This is a genomic window from Muribaculum intestinale, from assembly GCF_002201515.1.
Lineage (GTDB): Bacteria > Bacteroidota > Bacteroidia > Bacteroidales > Muribaculaceae > Muribaculum > Muribaculum intestinale.
Map to the genome: position 1 here is coordinate 1,207,401 of NZ_CP021421.1, position 18,306 is coordinate 1,225,706.

The following is an 18,306-nucleotide window of genomic DNA, read 5'->3' on the forward strand; positions in this document are numbered from 1 at the left end:
ATGTTACGCAGAATCATATCCCAGGTGCCCAATACCATCACCTGTCTGAGCCTATTTTTCGGAGCTATAGCAATAATAGCATCTTTTCATTTCAATGACACTGTATGGGGACTCCCATGCTACCAGTGGGCATTCATATGCATCGGCATCTCGGCCGTGTGCGATTTCCTCGACGGAGCGTCGGCCCGCATGCTACACGCGTATTCCAATCTCGGCAAACAGCTCGACTCGCTCAGCGACCTGGTAAGTTTTGGAGTGGCCCCCGGCATGCTCGTATACAACATGATGACACTTCAGGCCGGACCGGCATGGTTGCCGTTTGTGGCCATATTCATCCCTCTGATGGGCGAACTGCGCCTCGCACGCTTCAATATTGACGACCGCCAGACCACCTCATTTCTCGGCATGCCGATTCCGGCCAACGCCATATTCTGGATTGGCTCGGTGTCATGGATGACAACCCACGGCTACATCGGACACTGGCCTATGGCTGTGCTTGTCGTAGCGATGTCGCTGCTGATGGTGGCTACCCGTATCCACATGTTCTCCCTTAAGTTTAAAAACTTTGATTTCCGCGAAAATCTGCGCCGCTACGTAATCATTCTCGCCGCTTTGTTGTTTGTTATATCTGAAGGCGTCCCCGGACTGGCATGGACAATCCTCTTCTACCTTGTGCTCTCGCTGCTACCCTCACGCGCCTGAGCCCCCAGCCAGCCGATGATATCCGACGCTACCACCAACATCCACTATATCTCAGCCTATGGTTATATTCAAGATGCTCATATTCACCCTGCTGATACTTGTACTCATACCCGTAGTCAAGTTAGGCGCCGCCATATTCCGCGCATACCGCCATGTAAAGCGGCAGACTGCGGCTTTTGCCGGCAACAACAGGACATATGATACAGACAGGACAGCCCAAGGCTACGAAACGGAGGAAGCACGACGCGGCAGACGCCGCTCTACCCGAAAGATATTCCGCTCTGATGAGGGAGAATATGTGCGCTTCGAAGAGATTGATGTAGACATCACCCTGGAGCAGGAACGCCGGCGCAACTACGGTGCCACACCCTTCCGCATGGAAGAGCAGATAAGCGATGCCGAATGGACTGATATCTGACCCCTCCCCTACCCCTCTTTATTACGGCCGCGCCTTCATAATCAAGATTCAACTACCAACCAACTAACATTTAGAGCTTGTTTGATAATAAATGTTGCCGCCAGGGTCGTATAGCTTGAGTCGATTTTCGACATGTGCCGAAGGAGTGTACTTTATGTACATGACTGAGGAACAGGGCGAAAAGCGGCCAAGATATACGAGACAAAAGGTAACTTTATAACTTATACAATCTCTTGGCTGCTTCTAAAATAAATGCAAAAATATATCAACGATATGAAACAAATTACCTCCCTTCGGTCATTCGCCGGCATATTTCCGCCCGTTCTTCGGTCGTTATGGAACCCCATAACTCCCTCATCACAAGCGAAAACCTGCCCGACGACTGACCGCCTTGACGGTAACATTTATTATTAAACAAGCTCTTACACTTATGAATGATTTAAAGAAGTACATCGCCGAAGGCATCGGGACAATGTTTCTCGTACTTCTGGCATGCGGCAGCGCAGTACTCGCCGGCCCGTCGATAGGGGGCTATGGAGTCGGAGTATGCTTCGGACTGGTTCTTGTATGCCTCTGCTACTGCCTTGGCAACATATCGGGCTGCCATGTCAATCCCGCAGTGTCGCTCGGCGTATATCTAAGCGGACGCATGAGCCTTAAGGATATGCTCTGCTACTGGCTCTTCCAGATGGGAGGTGCAGTTGTAGGCGCTGCATTCCTCTTCTGGTTTGTCAACATGAATCCTGAATTCAACTTCGGAGGAATCACCGAGAACGGGGGCGCAATCTACAATCTTGCCACCAATGTGCTGCAGCCGGGCGCCACATCGGGCATGGCACTACTGATGGAGGCACTCCTTACATTCTTCTTCGTGTTCATAATCCTCGGGGCCACTGACGCCAATGTGGGATGGGGCAAATTTGCCGGTATCGGCATCGGCCTCGCCCTCGGACTGGTCAACATCGTGGGAATCCCTGTCGACAACTGCTCGGTAAACCCCGCGCGCAGCTTCGGACCGGCTGTATTCTGCCCCGGAGCATTCCATGATTTCTGGATTATGGTGGTAGGTCCGTTTGTAGGAGCCATCATCGCGGTAATCGCATGGAAAGTCGTGTCGCCCTACATTGCCAAAGGCAACCGATAATAGCTATATAATCAACACAAGGCGTCGGCCACTGCACCGTGGCGGGCGCCCTGTCTGTTTTTCCAAAAATAAAAATAAGCGCCGGCTGCCATGGCATAAAATATTATGCTCCTGTCAATTCTTGGCATAGCAATCTGTCATGAAATCCGACTCGATGAAGCGCGCCACGGCATCGGTGTCATTGGTTCCGATTACCACTTCGGCGGCAGCCTTTACCTCAGGGAGGGCGTTTTCTACCGCCACCGGAATGTCGGCAACCGCAAAAAGGGGCAGGTCGTTGAGATTGTCACCGAAAGCCACTATCCTGTCGGCGCCCAAACGCGAGGCCAGCCGCTTCACCACAGCTCCTTTGTCAATACCGGAGGCAAATACCTCCAGAATGCCCATTCCGGGCACAGTATTGTCCATATATGAGCTGACGGCACATCCGCCCATCCGGGTCAGAGCCTCGGCGGCAGCTGAGGTGGCCTCGGCATCTCCGATTGCAAAATAGAGTATGGTGCGCGGAAGAAACGGCGCCATACCCCCGGGATTGTCGAGATGGAAACGCTTGAGTGCAAGGCCGGTGCGCTCCTCGACAAACTTCCGCTCGGCCCGGTTCATGGGCCCGTTGTGGTAGGCGGCAAGCAATCTGTTGTCGGGAGTGATTGTGTAGATAAACGGGTGGAGTCCGAACGACTCTATCACCTCTCTTACCCGGGCGGCCGTATCGTCGGGCATCAGCACGACTTCGCCATACTTCCCATCCACGGGATTCCACAGAGCGGCGCCGGTCATCGTGACGTAGGGCACAAAGGTGTGGCAGTCGCGCATAAGTGGCACCACCGTGGCGGGAGTGCGTGCGGTAGCCACCGTAATCAGCGCGCCCTCGCGGCTTAGACGGTGGATTATTGATGCGCTTTCGGGGCTCACCCGACTATAAAGGTCGAGCAGCGTCCCGTCCATGTCTGTGACATAGAGCGTGCGGCGCTGCCCGATTGTATTGTTGTCATGCATAGTTTTCGCTACTCTGCTGTATCAGATAGAGAGTCGGCGCAGAGTATCGAGAAGTTCGCGGTTGATAGGCTTGTCGTTTTTGATAGCCTTGGAGAAAGGCACGTAGACAATATTGTCGTTTGAGATACCTATCATCACATTGCGCTGGTCGTCGAGAAGTGCGTCGATGGCTGCCGCGCCGAGGCGTGAGGCCAGGATACGGTCGGAGGCAGTAGGCGAGCCGCCGCGCTGCAGGTGGCCGAGAATCGACACACGCACGTCGTAGCCGGGATACTCGTTCTTTACACGTTCGGCCAGGGCCATGGCTCCACCTGTAACGGGGCTTTCGGCCACAAGCACAATCGATGAGTTCTTGCTCTTGCGGAATCCGTTCTGGATAAGTTCGGCAAGCTGGTCGACCTCGGTGGATATCTCAGGGATGATGGCGGCTTCAGCTCCGGAGGCAATCGCGCCGTTGAGGGCGAGGAATCCGGCGTCGCGTCCCATCACCTCGATGAAGAACAGGCGCTCGTGGCTGGTGGCAGTGTCGCGTATCTTGTCGACACACTCCATAATGGTGTTGAGGGCGGTGTCGTAGCCGATGGTCTTGTCGGTGCCGTAAAGGTCGTTGTCGATAGTGCCGGGCAGACCGATTATCGGGAAGTTGAATTCAGTGGCGAATATGCGTGCACCGGTTAGCGAACCGTCGCCGCCGATTACCACAAGGGCGTCGATACCATGCTGGCGCAGAGTGTCGTAGGCAAGCTGGCGACCCTCAGGTGTCTGAAATTCCTTGCAACGTGCGGTTTTCAGAATCGTGCCGCCCATCTGTATGATGTTGGATACGTTCTGTGTCTTGAAGTCGACAATCTCGTTGGTTATCAGGCCCCTGTAGCCGCGGTATATACCCTTTACGCTGAAACCGCTGAAGATGGCCGAGCGGGTGACGGCTCGGATAGCGGCATTCATTCCGGGAGCGTCGCCTCCCGAGGTAAGGATGCCTATGGTTTTAATTGCTGGCATGGCTGTGTAAGTTTTTTGAGTAATATTGGTCTTGAAAGAGCAAATTTAATAATCTTTTCCGCATTATCGCCCTACTGTCAGCCATGTTAACATATTTTTATCCGCCTTACTCCGCAGTGTGTCGGGAGCGAGGCGTCAGAATGGCGCTGGAGCGTCGGAGGGGCCCGAGAGGAAGTCGGCAGTACCGCCCGACAGAGGTGTGGGGGACGCGGTGAATGTGCCTGTCGGAGTCTGTCCGAACGAGCCTGTATTGAAGCTCGACTCTACCGTTACCGGGGCGGCATCGGGGTCAAAGTCATTCTCGCTCCAGTTTTCGAATCGGGCAAGACGCCCCTTGAAGCGCATCTTTATCGTGTCGACCGAACCCGAACGGTGCTTGGCCACGATAAACTCGGCGAGTCCGCGTATGTCGTGCCCCTCGGCGTCGACGTCGCTTTTTGTATAGTACTCCGGACGGTGGATGAAGCACACTATGTCGGCATCCTGCTCGATGGCTCCCGACTCACGAAGGTCGCTTAGCTGCGGGCGTTTGCTGCCGCCGTCACCCGACTGACGGCTCTCGACCGAACGGTTGAGCTGCGACAGCGCCACGATAGGTATGTTTAGCTCTTTGGCAAGCTGCTTGAGCGAACGCGATATCATACTCACCTCCTGCTCGCGCGAGCCGAAGTGCATGCCCGAAGCATTCATCAGCTGGAGGTAGTCGATGATGATAAACTTCACGTTGTGCTCCCTTACCAGACGGCGGGCCTTTGTGCGCAGTTCGAAAATAGACAGCGACGGAGTGTCGTCGATAAACAGAGGAGCGCCATAGAGATGCTTGATGCGGGTCATCAGCTGGTCCCACTGTAGGCGCGACAGCTTTCCCGATTTTATCAGCGAGCTCTCAATCTCGCACACGTTGGATATGAGTCGGTTGATGAGCTGAAGGTTCGACATCTCAAGCGAGAATATCGCCACCGGTATATTGTAGTTGACAGCCATGTTTTTGGCCATCGAAAGCACAAACGCCGTCTTGCCCATGGCCGGACGGGCCGCGATGATGATAAGGTCGGAGTTCTGCCAGCCCGAAGTGAGGTTGTCAAGGTCGTGGTAGCCCGATTCGAGGCCCGAAAGACCCGATTCGCGGTTGGCGGCGGCCTGAATCTGTTTGATGGCGTCGGAGATTACGGGGTCGACCTGCGTGACATCCTTCTTCACATTGCGCTGTGATATCTCAAACAGGCGTCCCTCGGCCTCCTGAAGCAGGTCGTCCACGTCGTTGCTCTCGTCAAAGGCCTTTCCCTCGATTCCGGCGGCAAACGAGATAAGCTCCCTCGCCAGATACTTCTGCGCCACAATGCGGGCATGGAACTCGACGTGAGCGCCCGAAGCCACACGCGAAGTCAGTTCGGAGATGACTACCGGACCGCCCACCTCGGCCAGTGTGCCGTTGAGACGCAACTGCTCGACCACGGTAAGCATGTCGATAGGTTTCTGCGAGGCGCCAAGGCTCTGGATCGCCTCGTAGATGCGCTGGTTGCGTGGCTCATAAAAGCACTCGGGCTTGAGAATGTCGCACACAGTGGTGTAGGCGTCTTTCTCAAGCATCAGCGCGCCGAGCACCGCTTCCTCTACCTCCTTGTCCTGCGGCATGATGCGTCCGCCGGTGTCGTACATCGACTGGTGTTGAGGCGTGCGGCGCCTTGCGCCTCCCTGCCTGTTGCTGTATGGTGTCTCTAATGCTGGATCTGGCATAAATTGATTTTTAGAGCTTGTTTTCTGTGAGAGATGGCAAAATTACAAAATCTTTCTATGCCGCCCAACTGCCGGACCCGCCTCTTTCCAACCACTTATCAATACCTCAGTGTCAATAACTCCTCGGTCTTCTTTAGTCGCCGGGCTACGCCGGGCATTCCGGGGATGTTCCTCACAAACCTATGGCTGCGAACCGCTAACGCGGCTCTTACCATAGGCTAACATTGTAGACGCCCCCAGAGGGGCTATGCGCTAACGCGTGGAGTTGCAAATGTGTGACCCATAGCGGAATCGGCGGAATTCAGACAACACTAACAATTTGTTCACCAACACATTGAACCACAAACACAGTCAAAAAAACAATTTTAACGCTCCAAAACGTCTACAAGCCAACGCATAGTCTTAATCCCTACTCCGTTGGCCCCATCCGCAACCCAACGCGTTAGCGCACAGCCCACACCTCATTAACACCTATCCGTTGGCCCCATCCGCAACCCAACGCGTTAGCGCACAGCCCACACCTCATTAACACCTATCCGTTGGCCCCCATCCACAACTCCACGCGTTAGCGCACAGCCCCTCTGGGGGCGTACACAACGTTAGCCCCACCCAAGAGCCGCCATAGCGGTTCGCAGGGTGGGGTTGGCCCCTCCCCCCGAATGCCCGGCGTAGCCCGGCGACTAAACACTATCCCTGCCACCAACGCTATCATATCATCCCACCCCCTGGCTCACCCCAGTACCGGCGTGTTAAATATCCATAATCGCATTGCGATAGTCTTGACATAATGCTATCTTGCGGAAATTATTAATGTGAGCCATGGAAATCACTTACAAATCGAAATTCCATGGAAACGCCTATCTATCTCACCAATCTGTCGAAAGTCCGCGTATGAATCCCTGCATTAAATCCATCCTTGCCACCGCAATTGCCGCATCGGCGGCACTGACACCCGCCAACGCCGGGCAACTGAAAATCACGGTCGACTCAGCCCGACATGTGGTCATCATCCCCGCCGTGGAGGGTGGCGCGGATGTGGCCGTCGCCGTCATCGACCGAAGCATAGGAGTGCCCGACACCACAGTCACCATCGCATCGCAGCTGCTGATGCAGAACGACCTGCGCGGACACGTGGAGGATGCCGCATGGTATCTGCGCGCACCGCGCCGTGAGGCCGACCCCGCCGCCGACGCCCTGATGCTGACTCAGGGATGGACACGCTACGACATGCCGGCGGCCATTCGCGGCGAAATCAACGACTCTCTCCCCTACCCGCTGGAAATCGGAGCCCAGCTCGACGGAGTAATCCGCTCAAAATGGCGCGGAAAGCCACTGGCAGGAGTCACTGCCAACGTACTTGCACCGCGCATGGCCGACGGTGCATCGGCCATGACTGACTCCCTCGGACGATTCCACATCACCGGAATCGAATGGCCAGATGGCACATATTTTGTAATCGGAGCAGTCAACAAAAAAGGATATTTCGAAGAAAACATCTATCCCGATTTCGATAGTTATCCCGAAGTTACGGCTCTACCTCAGAAGCAGTCGTATGCATCGGCGGAATCTGATGAGGAACAGTCAGCCGAGGAATATATCGCACGCATAAAGTCATCTATCCAAGGCATGCATGTCGCTCTTCAGGAAGTGGTTGTCCACGGAAAAAGCCGCCACAAGGGTGAGAATATAATTGAGCGACTTTCTTATATGACAGTCCGTCCCGGCGAGGATGACAACATAATCTGCTATGCCGATGCCGTGGCCAATGTTCCCGGCATAAACATCGTCGGAAACATTCTCATGCATCATCAAGTACCGGTAAGCATCTGGGTCGACGGCCGTTACATCGGATATTACACAGACCCGGCACAAACCTTGCGGAACATCATGGGCTCGAATAATGGTGGGAGTGACATTAGCCAATCTCAAAACAACGGAAAATTTAGTCGTACTCCTACTTATAGAGGTCTTGGTGTCTATTCTGCCAATATGGCCGCAAATGCCCTCAGTGGTAATAGCATGTCATTGAGAACATCTCCAAATAATACAGAGAACCAAACGTATGAGAACAAAATATCCTTAGCTGATCTTGAAGCTATGTATCCTTATCTCGACAATGAATCCGTATCCTACGTACCGCCACATTTAGCTGTACTTTTCAGCCCCGGCATGGGCAACGTCATGGATAAGACCGGAGGCATCCTCAGCATCAATACAAAAAACACCCGCAAATTTCGACACAAACTTCCAAAGGAATTCAAACTCATAACTCCTCTCGGCTACCAAAGACGCAAAAAATTCTACACACCCGCATATACTCCCAAAAGTATTACTGAGGAACCAACAGGCGCAACCCTACAATGGCTACCCGCTGTCGACCTCACGCAATCGGTAGAGCTCCCAATCCCAGCCAACATCTCCCCATCTGACATCGCGGTAGCCGTCGAAGGCCTCACACCACAAGGCTCGGTCATCTCCAATTAGCATAAACAACATGCATGCCACATCCCACAAATCGCTCAACCTAATGTTCCATTTCCCACTCCAGATATATGGATTAGATTGCGCGCGGGAGAAGGAGCTGAATAAAAGCATTTTAACATTTATTATCAAACAGGCTTTTATTATTAAACGTACTTAAAAAGGAGGGGGCAGAGACGGCATCTACGGGTTAAAATTCGTATCTTTGGAGTTGATTGCATATTACACTCTGAATCATACCTTCATAGCAATTAGAACATAATCAAAACCCAAAGATACCACGTGAAAAAATCAGCATTTTTCTTACCGGCGGCGGCAATCTGTCTGCTGGCCGGATGCAACAGTTCTGCCAATAAGCCTCTTCTTACCGACGAAATCAAGTATGTGGATCCGTTTATCGGCACCGGATTCCACGGCCATACATTCCCGGGCGCCACTCGTCCGTTTGCAATGGTGCAGGTGAGCCCCGACACCCACATAATGGGATGGGAAGCCAGCAGCGGATACCACTACGACGACAATGAGATATATGCCTTCAGCCACACCCACCTGTCAGGCACCGGCATCGGCGACCTCGGCGATGTGGCCCTGCTACCCTACTCCGGAGCCGACTCCATAAAGCCGGTGGCAACATTCAAAAAGGAGACTGAAAAGGCCACCCCCGGCTACTATACCGTGCGCCTCGACAACTTCGGCGTCGACGTCGAGCTTACGAGCACCGACCGTGTTGGATTCCACCGCTACACATACGATAATCCCTCGGATCGCCGTGTGATGCTCGACCTCGGCCACATCCTCCAGCCCAACTGGGGCCACAAACTCGTAGGCAACACCTACACTGAGATCAACGACTCGACCGTAGAGGGCACGGTGAGCACACAGGGATGGGCACATTTCCACGATGTATCGTACCGCATCGAGTTCTCCGAGCCGTTTGAAAGCGTAACCCGCTATATCGACGGGAAGAGCAATCCCGACACTCCTCCGGTGATAAAGACCGACCGCGACCTCAAGCTCCACTATAAATTTGCCGACAGCAAGGAGCCTCTATATATAAAGGTAGCGATATCAATGGTCGACCCCGAGGGTGCAGCCAAAAACATGACCGCAGAACTGCCCGGATGGGACTTCGATGCCACACGCACACGCTCGGCCGACATCTGGAACAATGCCCTGTCGGCGATAGAAATCCAGGCCGACTCTACCGTGATGGTCAACTTCTACACCGCGCTTTATCACACAATGATCGCACCCTTCGCCTACCAGGATGCCGACGGCCGCTACCGTGGGCTCGACAAGCAGGTGCATCAGGCCGAAGAGGGATACACCAACTACTCGGTGTTCTCGCTTTGGGACACTTTCCGCGCATTCCAGCCACTGATGACCATCATCAACCCCGAGCTTGCCGCCGACTGGGGCAAAGTGCTCGTTAAGGGTTACGAGCAGGGAGGCATTCTACCCAAATGGCCTATCGGCTCAAGCTACACCGGATGTATGGTAGGATATCCCGCCGTGGCAGTGCTCGCCGACCTCGCATGCAAAGGACTTGCCGACAGCGCCAACATAGCCACATGGGCCGAGGCAGGCGCCGCATCGTCGGTATACCGCCGGGATCTCGCCGATAAGTTCAAGGGCACTCGCGAGCTCGACCTTATCACTATGCATCCTTATTATAAGGAGAAATACGGCTTCGTGCCCGCCGACTCCGTGAGCGAGTCAGTATCATGGGGTCTGGAGATGGCCTACGAGGATTGGTGTGTGTCGCAACTCGCAGCCAAGGCCGGCATGGACTCCCTGGCAAAAGCCTATGCGGCCAAGGGAGAATATTATAAGCGCTATCTCGACCCGGAGACCAAGATGATGCGTCCCATCATGGGCGACGGAAAATTCCGCACCCCCTTCAATCCGCGCTATTCGGCCCACATGAAGAGCGACTACACAGAGGGCAACGCATTCCAGTGGAGCTTCTTCGCACCTCACGACATGGACAACTTCATCGAGACCATCGGCGGAAAGCCCGAGCTTGAAGCGCGCCTCGACACACTCTTCACCACCTCTTCGCAGGTCGATGGAGCCGAAGCCTCCAACGACATAACCGGCCTGATCGGGCAGTATGCCCACGGCAACGAGCCGAGCCACCACATGGCATATCTCTACAACTGGACCGACTCACCCTGGAAAGGCCAGGAGCGCCTCGACTATATCATGCGCGAATTCTACACCAACGCTCCCGACGGCATAATCGGCAACGAGGACTGCGGCCAGATGTCGGCATGGTACGTGATGAGCGCCCTCGGACTCTATCAGGTGGCTCCCGGCATACCTGTATACACCCTCGGACGCCCGATGGTAGACCGTGCGGTAATCCACGCACAGCACGCACCGTTTGAAATCGAGGTCAAGGACAACTCGCCGGCCAACATGTATGTTAAACGCGTGCTGCTCAACGGCAAAGAACTCGACGCCCCCTTCATATCCCACGAAGAGATAGCCCGCGGCGGAAAACTTGTGTTCGAAATGTCAGACACACATTAATGACATATTAGAGCTTGTTTAATAATAAATGTTGCCGTTAGGGTCGTATAGCTTGAATCGATTTTCGACATGTGCCGAAGGTGTGTACTTTATGTACATGACTGAGGAACAGGACGAAAAACGACCAAGATATACGAGACAAAAGGTAACTTCATAACCGATACGATCTCTTGCATGCTTGTAAGATAAATGCAAAATATATCAACGATATGAAACAAATTACCTTCCTTCGGTCATTCGCCGACATCTTTCCGCCCGTTCTTCGGTCGTTATGGAACCCCATAACTCCCTCATCACAAGCGAAAATCTGCTCGCCGACTGACCGCCCTAACGGTAACATTTATTATTAAACAAGCTCTTAATTTTATTTGGCGCATCACGAAAATATAAATATATTTGCGTCATCAAAAGTCTAACATCTTAATTACATCAACTATGCTTAGCCAAAAATTACAGGACGCAATAAACGAGCAAATCAATGCCGAACTATGGTCGGCCTACCTATATCTGGCAATGTCGATGGATGCCGAGTCAAAAGGCCACAACGGTGTCGCCAACTGGTTCTTCATCCAGTTTAAGGAAGAGCAGGACCACGCCCGCATCTTCATGAACTATCTCAACTCGCGCGACGTAAAGGTGGTGCTCAAGCCCATCGCCGAAGTGCCCGCATCATGGCCCGGAGTAATCGACATGTTCCGCCAGACCCTCGAACATGAGCGCAAGGTTACAGCCATGATCAACAATCTCGCCGCGATAGCCAAGGCCGACAACGACTTCGCATCGGTCAACCGTCTGGTATGGTTTATCGACGAGCAGATTGAAGAGGAGGAGACTGCCCGCAACCTTATCCAGGCCACAGAGGCAGTAGAGGACAACAAATACGGCATGTACATGCTCGACAAGGAGCTCGCCACCCGCACCTATAACACTCCATCGCCTTTGGCATCGGCAGAATAATCTCTACGGCAAATAATCCACCATGCGCGGCCTCACACTCCCCTATGCAACGGGGCAGTATGAGGCCGCGCCGACATAATATACCCGACGCCCGCGCGTTAATAATAGTATGAGACATAACAGCATATACATGCGATATACCGCGGCCATACTCTGCGCACTGATGCTGTGGAGCTGCGGGGGTGCCAAGCTCGCCGTTGCCGACGAGCAGATGGAACGCGGCGAATACTACGACGCGTCGCGCACATACCGCGGAGTCTACAACAAGCTCAAGAAACGCGAGGAGCGCCCTCTGCGCGGTGAAGTCGCCTACAAAATGGGCCTTTGCTACCGCAAGCTCAACATGAGCGCCCGCGCCTCTGCAGCGTTCCAGAACGCACTGCGCTACTCCTACCCCGACTCACTGACACATCTTTACCTCGCACAGTCGCTACAGTCGGAGGGGCGCTACCGCGACGCCATCAACGCCTATCAGGACTATCTGGCCACAGAGCCGCGGGACGCCGCCGTTGCCGAGACCGGCATAGCCGGATGCCGCAAAGGGATGGGAGCGAAAGCCTCCCCCACCCGATATGTGGTGAAGCAGGCCAAACTCTTCAACTCACGCCGTGCCGACTTCTCACCGATGTTTGCCGGCGATGACCACGACGTGCTCTACTTCACCACGACCAACGAGAAGGTGACCGGCTCCAACCGCAGCGAAATTACCGGAATGAAAAAGGGGGACATATGGGTAGCCCGAAAAAACGAGCAGGGACAGTGGCAACGCCCCGAGGCTGTGGAAGGGGAGCTCAATACCGAGCACGACGAAGGGATAATATCATTCTCGCCCGATGGCTCCACAATGTACCTGACGCGCGCGCGCCGCGAGCCCAACGCCCATACCGGCGTAGAGATATTCACCTCTCAGCGCGGCGATGCCAAATGGAGTGCCCCGGTAAAATTTGAGATTACAGCTGACACACTCTCCAGCTACGGCCATCCTGCCGTGTCGCCCGACGGCAACTGGCTCATATTCGCCTCCGACATGCCGGGAGGCATGGGCGGCCTCGACCTATGGCGCATCAATCTCAAAGAACGCGCCGGCACCCTTGAAAATCTCGGCGAATTCATCAACACCCCGGGCGATGAGTGTTTCCCCTATATGCGCGCCGACAGTCTGCTATACTTTGCCTCTGACGGCCATGCCGGACTCGGCGGTCTCGACCTCTTTCGTGCCGAGCAGACACCGTCGGGCGGATGGAACATCACCAATATGGGCTATCCCGTCAACTCCGCATCCGACGACTTCGGCATTACCTTCGGCGAAGGCGAGAGCGGATACTTCAGCAGCAACCGAGGTGACGGACGAGGATACGACCATCTGTACTCATTCGTACTACCCGACCTTAAGATAACCATATCAGGTATGGTCCTTGACAAAGATGAAGAGCCTGTGCCCAACTCGGTGATACGAATCGTAGGCGACGACGGCTCCAACCAGAAAGCAGCCGGGAAGGCCGACGGCAGCTTCTCATTCCCCCTGCAGAGAGGCGTGCGCTATGTGATGCTCGCCGGAGCCAAGGGGTATCTCAACGCAAAACAGGAATTCCGGGCCGACACGGCCGAAGTCGATGCCGAATATGGTGTAGACTTCATACTCGCCTCCATCAACAAGCCCAATGTCGTCGACAACATATTCTACGACTTCGACAAGGCCACCCTGCGCCCCGAATCTAAGACCGCGCTCGACTCCATCGTGCAGGTGCTCCGCGACAACCCCAACGTGACCATAGAAATGGCATCGCATACCGACCGCTGGGGCTCGGAAGAGTACAACCAAAAGCTGTCGCAACGTCGCGCCCAATCGGTAATCGACTATCTTGTCGCCGCAGGCATACGCCCCGAACGCCTGTCGCCGCAGGGTTACGGGAAATCACGTCCGAAGACAATCACAAAACGGCTCGCGCGCAGGTATCCCCAGTTCAAGGAGGGCGATGTGCTCAACGAAGAATTTATACTCTCACTCCCAGAGGAAGGCCAGGAAGTGGCCGACCAGATCAACCGTCGCACTGAATTCCAGGTGCTGTCAATCGACTACCACATGTACTGAATCAGGCCTGATTACGGCGTATGTTGCGAGGATGGTGACATAGTATCTCACGGCGCAATTCCGTGCGGTCGAGATGCAGATATATCTCTGTCGTGCCGATTGACTCATGACCGAGCATCTGCTGTATGGCACGGAGGTTGGCGCCGCCCTCAAGCAGATGTGTGGCAAACGAATGCCGCAGGGTATGCGGACTGATCGAACGTGTTATCCCCGCCAGCGATGCCAGTTTCTTTATTATATAGAATATCATGACCCGCGTGAGATGTGTGCCGCGGCGGCTCAGAAACAGATATTGCTCCTCGCGGGGCTTTATATCTATGGCCGCACGCTCAGGCAGATAATCGCGTATCTCCTCTATTGCCGCCGGCGATATAGGCACGATACGTTCCTTGCTCCCCTTGCCGCGTACCCTTACATATCCGTCGTCGAGAAATACCGACGACAACTGCAGCTCCACAAGCTCGGTGACTCGCAGACCGCATCCGTAGAGGGTCTCCATAATCGCACGGTTGCGCTGTCCCTCCCGGCTCCCCATATCGATACACCCGATCATGGCGTCAATCTCCTCGACAGTCAGCACCTCGGGCAGCTTGCGCACATGCCTGTTGGTCTCAAGCAGCAATGCGGGGTTTGCATCCATATATCCCTCCATGTGCAGATATTCGAAGAAAGAGCGTATCCCGCATATGATACGCGCCTGTGTGCTACCGGCAATACCAAGGTCATGAAGTCCGGCCACAAACTCCTGAAGTTGGTCAAGGGAGACATCCGCGACCGATGTGTTCTCATCACTGAGATATGCTGCGAGCTTGCGCACGTCGGTCGAGTAAGCGGCACACGAGTTCTCGCTCAGCCCCTTTTCAAGCATCAGATACGTGTAGTAATCCTCAAGAAGTTTGTCCCATTCCGGAAGAGTGCGCATACAGTAGACAGACATTAAAGAGTATAACAAAATGCCACCTTTAGAACCACAGGCTGAAGCGCTGACGCGGCAGATGGCGCAGCCCTACAATCACTGCGACCCGGCTATTGGTGAAGGTCATACCATGGGAAATGCGTGCTTCAACGTCGGCCAGCAGCGAAGCCATGGCCTGCGACCTCATAAGATTGCGTAGAATCACAGTACCGCCTTGGGCAAGAGCATCGACCAACGCATCGGCACACATTGCAGCGTCATTCCCATCGTCGATAGAGTTTACAAGTATAAAGGAAGGAGTTTCCGCGGCACGGCATTCCGCACTGTACCTGTCGATAGCGGAATCAATCGAGCGGCACACCTCGATACGCCCGGAGTATCTGCGGGTCACTTCATCATACACCACATCGTGCGCGTCAGTGCCCTTGTATATCAACATCCGCGATGACGACGACACATCGAGCAATGCCGTAGTCGATACCCCATAAGAGGTACCTATCTGCATCATAACCTCAGGATGGAAATAACAGGCTATGCGGAAAAGCATCCTTGCCGACTTCATCGATATCAGCTTAGGACGCCTACCCTCAACCTTATGGGCAAGCGACGCCGCAATAGTGCGCCGTTCCTGAATATCGGAATATGCGTAATATGCCGACTGCTCGCGCAACACCCTGAGCACAAACATGAAGGCAAACGGGGAGTGTATGCCGAACCCTTTGCTCCGCTTGTAACGGTTGACGGCGGTAAGATACAGTTTAAACCTCTTCTTTATCTTTACCACGGGCGGGGAGCGTAAATATAGCGAACAGAAGAGCCGCGAGAGCTGCTATGTAGATTACTATTACCGAAGCCATCGAGACAACACCGGTGGTTCTTACCGACTCAGGACGGTATGTCATTACGACATCGTGGGTTCCGGCAGGTACACGCACAGCACGCAACAGATAATCGACACGTCCAAGCGGCACATCGGCACCATCAACCGTAACCTCCCATCCCCAGGGGAAATACACCTCGGAGAATACGGCCAGACCTCCGTTGGCGCTCTTCACCCTGTAGGTGAGACGGTCGGGGGCATAGGATGTCTCATAAATAGTGTCGCCGGCCATCTTTGCAGGCACAGAAGTGCCGAGCACATCGCGGAAACGGCTGTCGCTCACTGCCGTAACAGCCGGATTGAGGCTATCGAGAGCGGCCATCTCGGCATCGGCGTTGTCAACATACACAATCCGGTCGACAAGCCAGGCATTGCCGAGCGCTCCCGGATTCTCCACCACCTCATTCTCACCTACAACCACATATTTGGCATTGAGCATATTGAGTACATTCATGTTGGCTTCCGAAGGCTGTCCTGAAAGGAACTTTCCGAGATGACGCTCTATCATATCCTGATAGCGGGTGAGTTTGGCAGCATGGTATCCGCCTATTGTCTTATGATGGTATGACGGAGCGGCCTCGTTGAAGCGCGGGATATCCATCACCCTGTAGTTCATGGCAGTATCCGCAAGAATCTTACGGTCAGCACCGGTAAGAGGGAACGGATTACCCTGTGCAAGCTGACGGGGAACGAAACTTGCCGAATCGAGATAGCGCTTGTTGACGTTGAACATATCGACAGTGACTATCACAACAAGCAGTGCCGCAAATACCCTTACGTTAATCTTACGGTTGCCGTAAAGCCAAAGCGCTACCGCACCGGCCACAATAAACGCCAGACTGCGTAAACTGTCGGCTGAAATCATTGACATACGTATCTTCTGTACAGCTGCAAAAAGCGTGGCGTACGGAGCTTCCATCAGATATCCGCCATAAGCCGCGGCCTCCTGTTCGCTCAGGAAACTGCCGAAGAGTTCAGGCGCGAACATTCCGGCCAAACATAACACGGCGCAGATGCCGAACGTGATAAAGAACGGCTTCTGATAGCATGCTTTCCACTCGTCGCGGTTGGCGGCTATCTCCTTGAGGGCGAGTATGGCCAGCAGCGGGATGGTAAACTCAGCCACTACCAGGATGCTCGCTACCGTACGGAACTTGTTGTACATCGGGAAATGGTCAATCATGATATCGGTAAGCCACATCATGTTGTGCCCCCAGGCCAGCGCCACCGATATGAGAGTGCATGCCAACAGCATCCATTTCATCGGGCCCTTGACGATTACACATCCCAACAGGAAAAGAGCCACAAGCAGCGCGCCTACATATACGGGGCCGTTGGTCATCGGCTGGTCGCCGAAATATTGCGGCAACTGCCCCAGATACGGTGCAATCTCGCCCGGAAGCTGTCCCGAAGCAGTCAGTTTGCCGGCTTCAGGCACATCATACAGCGATAAAAACTTATTGCTTCCGGCTTCCGGCTTTATTGTGGCTCCACCCTTTACGTTAGGTATGAGCAGAGAGAATGTCTCGCTCTTACCATAGCTCCATGCAGTGATATAGTCCTTGTCGAGGCCTCCACCCTTGGCGCCGTCGGCCGAGGTAAGTTCACTATGGCGCCCGCGCATCGACTCCTTGGAATATTCATAAGTATGATAGAGATTAGGACAGTTGGCCAGCACAGCCAGCACAGCCGATACAGCGAGCACACATGTGGCCTTGACCCAACGTCGCATATTATGGCTGCGGAACAGCATCACTCCATAGGCAATAACAAAGCCGACAACCACAATCATGAAATAATAGGACATCTGCACGTGGTTGCCCGCAATCTGGAACATGGCGAACAGAGCCGCCAGTGCACCGCCCGCGAGATAGCGTCCGCGGTAGGCAAGCACCATCCCGGCTATGGTGGGCGGTATATAGGCGAGTGTATAGAACTTCCATATGTGTCCGGCGCCTATGATGATTATGAAATAGGATGACATGCCGTAGGCAATAGCGCCAATCAGCGCAAAATACCATCGTACCCTCATGGCCAGCAGCAGGATAAAGAATCCCATCATCATTATAAACAGCAGATTGACCGGAGAGGGCAACCACAGCCCATAGGCCGTGCGCACTGCCGATATCACCTTGGCGGCCGCATAGTCGGGTGAAATCTGGAATGTAGGCATGCCGGAGAACAGAGCGTTGGTCCATCGTGGTGTATCGCCGGTCTCGGCGCGCCATGTCTCCACTTCACGGCTTATGGCCACACCCTGCAATGTGTCGTGCTGACGCAATTCGCCGCCCTGCAGCGCATCCGGCCAGAAAAATGCCAGCGAGATTGCAGCCAGTATGACGACCGACACGATGAAACCAATAAAAGTACGCGAAGTCAGGAACTCTCCGAATCGCTGACCTATCGATGATTTATTAACGGAAATGGCCATGACCAATATTTATAA

General features: G+C 54.1%; 13 protein-coding genes. 7 read left to right on the plus strand and 6 right to left on the minus strand.

All coding sequences use genetic code 11. From position 1 onward, the window contains the following. The 3 genes from pssA (at position 1) to ADH68_RS04995 (ending at position 2,264) form a co-directional block, all read left to right on the plus strand. The gene (gene pssA / locus ADH68_RS04985) at positions 1 to 702 is read left to right on the plus strand and encodes a CDP-diacylglycerol--serine O-phosphatidyltransferase (RefSeq protein ID WP_068961776.1); all 702 of its coding nucleotides are present in this window, start codon (positions 1 to 3) and stop codon (positions 700 to 702) included. 58 nt (positions 703 to 760) lie between these two features. After that, positions 761 to 1,120, plus strand: a complete 360-nt coding sequence (locus tag ADH68_RS04990) for a DUF4834 family protein (RefSeq protein ID WP_068961775.1) — start codon at positions 761 to 763, stop codon at positions 1,118 to 1,120. A 430-nt stretch (positions 1,121 to 1,550) separates the two neighbouring features. Continuing rightward, the gene (locus tag ADH68_RS04995; RefSeq protein ID WP_068961774.1) at positions 1,551 to 2,264 is read left to right on the plus strand and encodes an MIP/aquaporin family protein; all 714 of its coding nucleotides are present in this window, start codon (positions 1,551 to 1,553) and stop codon (positions 2,262 to 2,264) included. Positions 2,265 to 2,378: 114 nt separating this feature from the next. Here the strand turns inward: ADH68_RS04995 and ADH68_RS05000 are convergent, their stop codons facing one another. The 3 genes from ADH68_RS05000 to dnaB form a co-directional block, all read right to left on the minus strand. Then, complete coding sequence (locus ADH68_RS05000; RefSeq protein WP_068961773.1) at positions 2,379 to 3,260, minus strand: HAD family hydrolase; 882 nt, start codon at positions 3,258 to 3,260, stop codon at positions 2,379 to 2,381. Positions 3,261 to 3,281: 21 nt separating this feature from the next. Continuing rightward, positions 3,282 to 4,262 carry a 6-phosphofructokinase gene (gene pfkA, locus ADH68_RS05005; protein ID WP_068961772.1) on the minus strand — a complete coding sequence of 327 codons (981 nt, stop codon included), beginning with the start codon at positions 4,260 to 4,262 and terminating at the stop codon, positions 3,282 to 3,284. 135 nt (positions 4,263 to 4,397) lie between these two features. Next, positions 4,398 to 5,921: a replicative DNA helicase gene (dnaB, locus tag ADH68_RS05010; RefSeq protein ID WP_068961771.1), complete on the minus strand. Its 1,524-nt coding sequence runs from the start codon at positions 5,919 to 5,921 to the stop codon at positions 4,398 to 4,400. A 969-nt stretch (positions 5,922 to 6,890) separates the two neighbouring features. Between dnaB and ADH68_RS05015 the strand changes: the two genes are divergently transcribed. The 4 genes from ADH68_RS05015 (at position 6,891) to porE (ending at position 14,064) form a co-directional block, all read left to right on the plus strand. Next, the gene (locus ADH68_RS05015; protein ID WP_068961770.1) at positions 6,891 to 8,483 is read left to right on the plus strand and encodes a hypothetical protein; all 1,593 of its coding nucleotides are present in this window, start codon (positions 6,891 to 6,893) and stop codon (positions 8,481 to 8,483) included. Between the two features lie 279 nt (positions 8,484 to 8,762). Further along, positions 8,763 to 11,015, plus strand: a complete 2,253-nt coding sequence (locus ADH68_RS05020) for a GH92 family glycosyl hydrolase (RefSeq protein ID WP_068961769.1) — start codon at positions 8,763 to 8,765, stop codon at positions 11,013 to 11,015. A gap of 435 nt (positions 11,016 to 11,450) precedes the next feature. After that, complete coding sequence (locus ADH68_RS05025) at positions 11,451 to 11,972, plus strand: ferritin (RefSeq protein WP_084274148.1); 522 nt, start codon at positions 11,451 to 11,453, stop codon at positions 11,970 to 11,972. Between the two features lie 109 nt (positions 11,973 to 12,081). Beyond that, positions 12,082 to 14,064, plus strand: coding sequence for a PorE family type IX secretion system protein (gene porE / locus ADH68_RS05030; protein ID WP_068961768.1), 1,983 nt, complete (start codon positions 12,082 to 12,084; stop codon positions 14,062 to 14,064). 1 nt (position 14,065) lies between these two features. On the opposite strand, the gene xerA is transcribed toward porE, so the two are convergent. Genes xerA through ADH68_RS05045 form a run of 3 tightly spaced genes read right to left on the minus strand, consistent with a single transcriptional unit; the run spans position 14,066 to position 18,291 of the window. Next, complete coding sequence (gene xerA / locus ADH68_RS05035; RefSeq protein ID WP_068961767.1) at positions 14,066 to 14,986, minus strand: site-specific tyrosine recombinase/integron integrase; 921 nt, start codon at positions 14,984 to 14,986, stop codon at positions 14,066 to 14,068. A gap of 40 nt (positions 14,987 to 15,026) precedes the next feature. Continuing rightward, positions 15,027 to 15,764, minus strand: a complete 738-nt coding sequence (locus ADH68_RS05040; protein ID WP_068961766.1) for a hypothetical protein — start codon at positions 15,762 to 15,764, stop codon at positions 15,027 to 15,029. Then, positions 15,739 to 18,291, minus strand: a complete 2,553-nt coding sequence (locus ADH68_RS05045; RefSeq protein WP_068961765.1) for a glycosyltransferase family protein — start codon at positions 18,289 to 18,291, stop codon at positions 15,739 to 15,741. Before ADH68_RS05045 ends, ADH68_RS05040 begins: the two co-directional genes overlap by 26 nt. Between the last annotated feature and the right edge of the window lie 15 nt (positions 18,292 to 18,306).

Excerpts from the sequence above, each read along its gene's own strand:
- pssA (WP_068961776.1), top strand. The coding sequence starts at position 1 with ATGTTACGCAGAATCATATCCCAGGTGCCCAATACCATCACCTGTCTG.
- ADH68_RS04990 (WP_068961775.1), top strand. The coding sequence starts at position 761 with ATGGTTATATTCAAGATGCTCATATTCACCCTGCTGATACTTGTACTC.
- ADH68_RS04995 (WP_068961774.1), top strand. The coding sequence starts at position 1,551 with ATGAATGATTTAAAGAAGTACATCGCCGAAGGCATCGGGACAATGTTT.
- ADH68_RS05000 (WP_068961773.1), bottom strand. The coding sequence starts at position 3,260 with ATGCATGACAACAATACAATCGGGCAGCGCCGCACGCTCTATGTCACA.
- pfkA (WP_068961772.1), bottom strand. The coding sequence starts at position 4,262 with ATGCCAGCAATTAAAACCATAGGCATCCTTACCTCGGGAGGCGACGCT.
- dnaB (WP_068961771.1), bottom strand. The coding sequence starts at position 5,921 with ATGTACGACACCGGCGGACGCATCATGCCGCAGGACAAGGAGGTAGAG.
- ADH68_RS05015 (WP_068961770.1), top strand. The coding sequence starts at position 6,891 with ATGAATCCCTGCATTAAATCCATCCTTGCCACCGCAATTGCCGCATCG.
- ADH68_RS05025 (WP_084274148.1), top strand. The coding sequence starts at position 11,451 with ATGCTTAGCCAAAAATTACAGGACGCAATAAACGAGCAAATCAATGCC.
- porE (WP_068961768.1), top strand. The coding sequence starts at position 12,082 with ATGAGACATAACAGCATATACATGCGATATACCGCGGCCATACTCTGC.
- xerA (WP_068961767.1), bottom strand. The coding sequence starts at position 14,986 with ATGCGCACTCTTCCGGAATGGGACAAACTTCTTGAGGATTACTACACG.
- ADH68_RS05045 (WP_068961765.1), bottom strand. The coding sequence starts at position 18,291 with ATGGCCATTTCCGTTAATAAATCATCGATAGGTCAGCGATTCGGAGAG.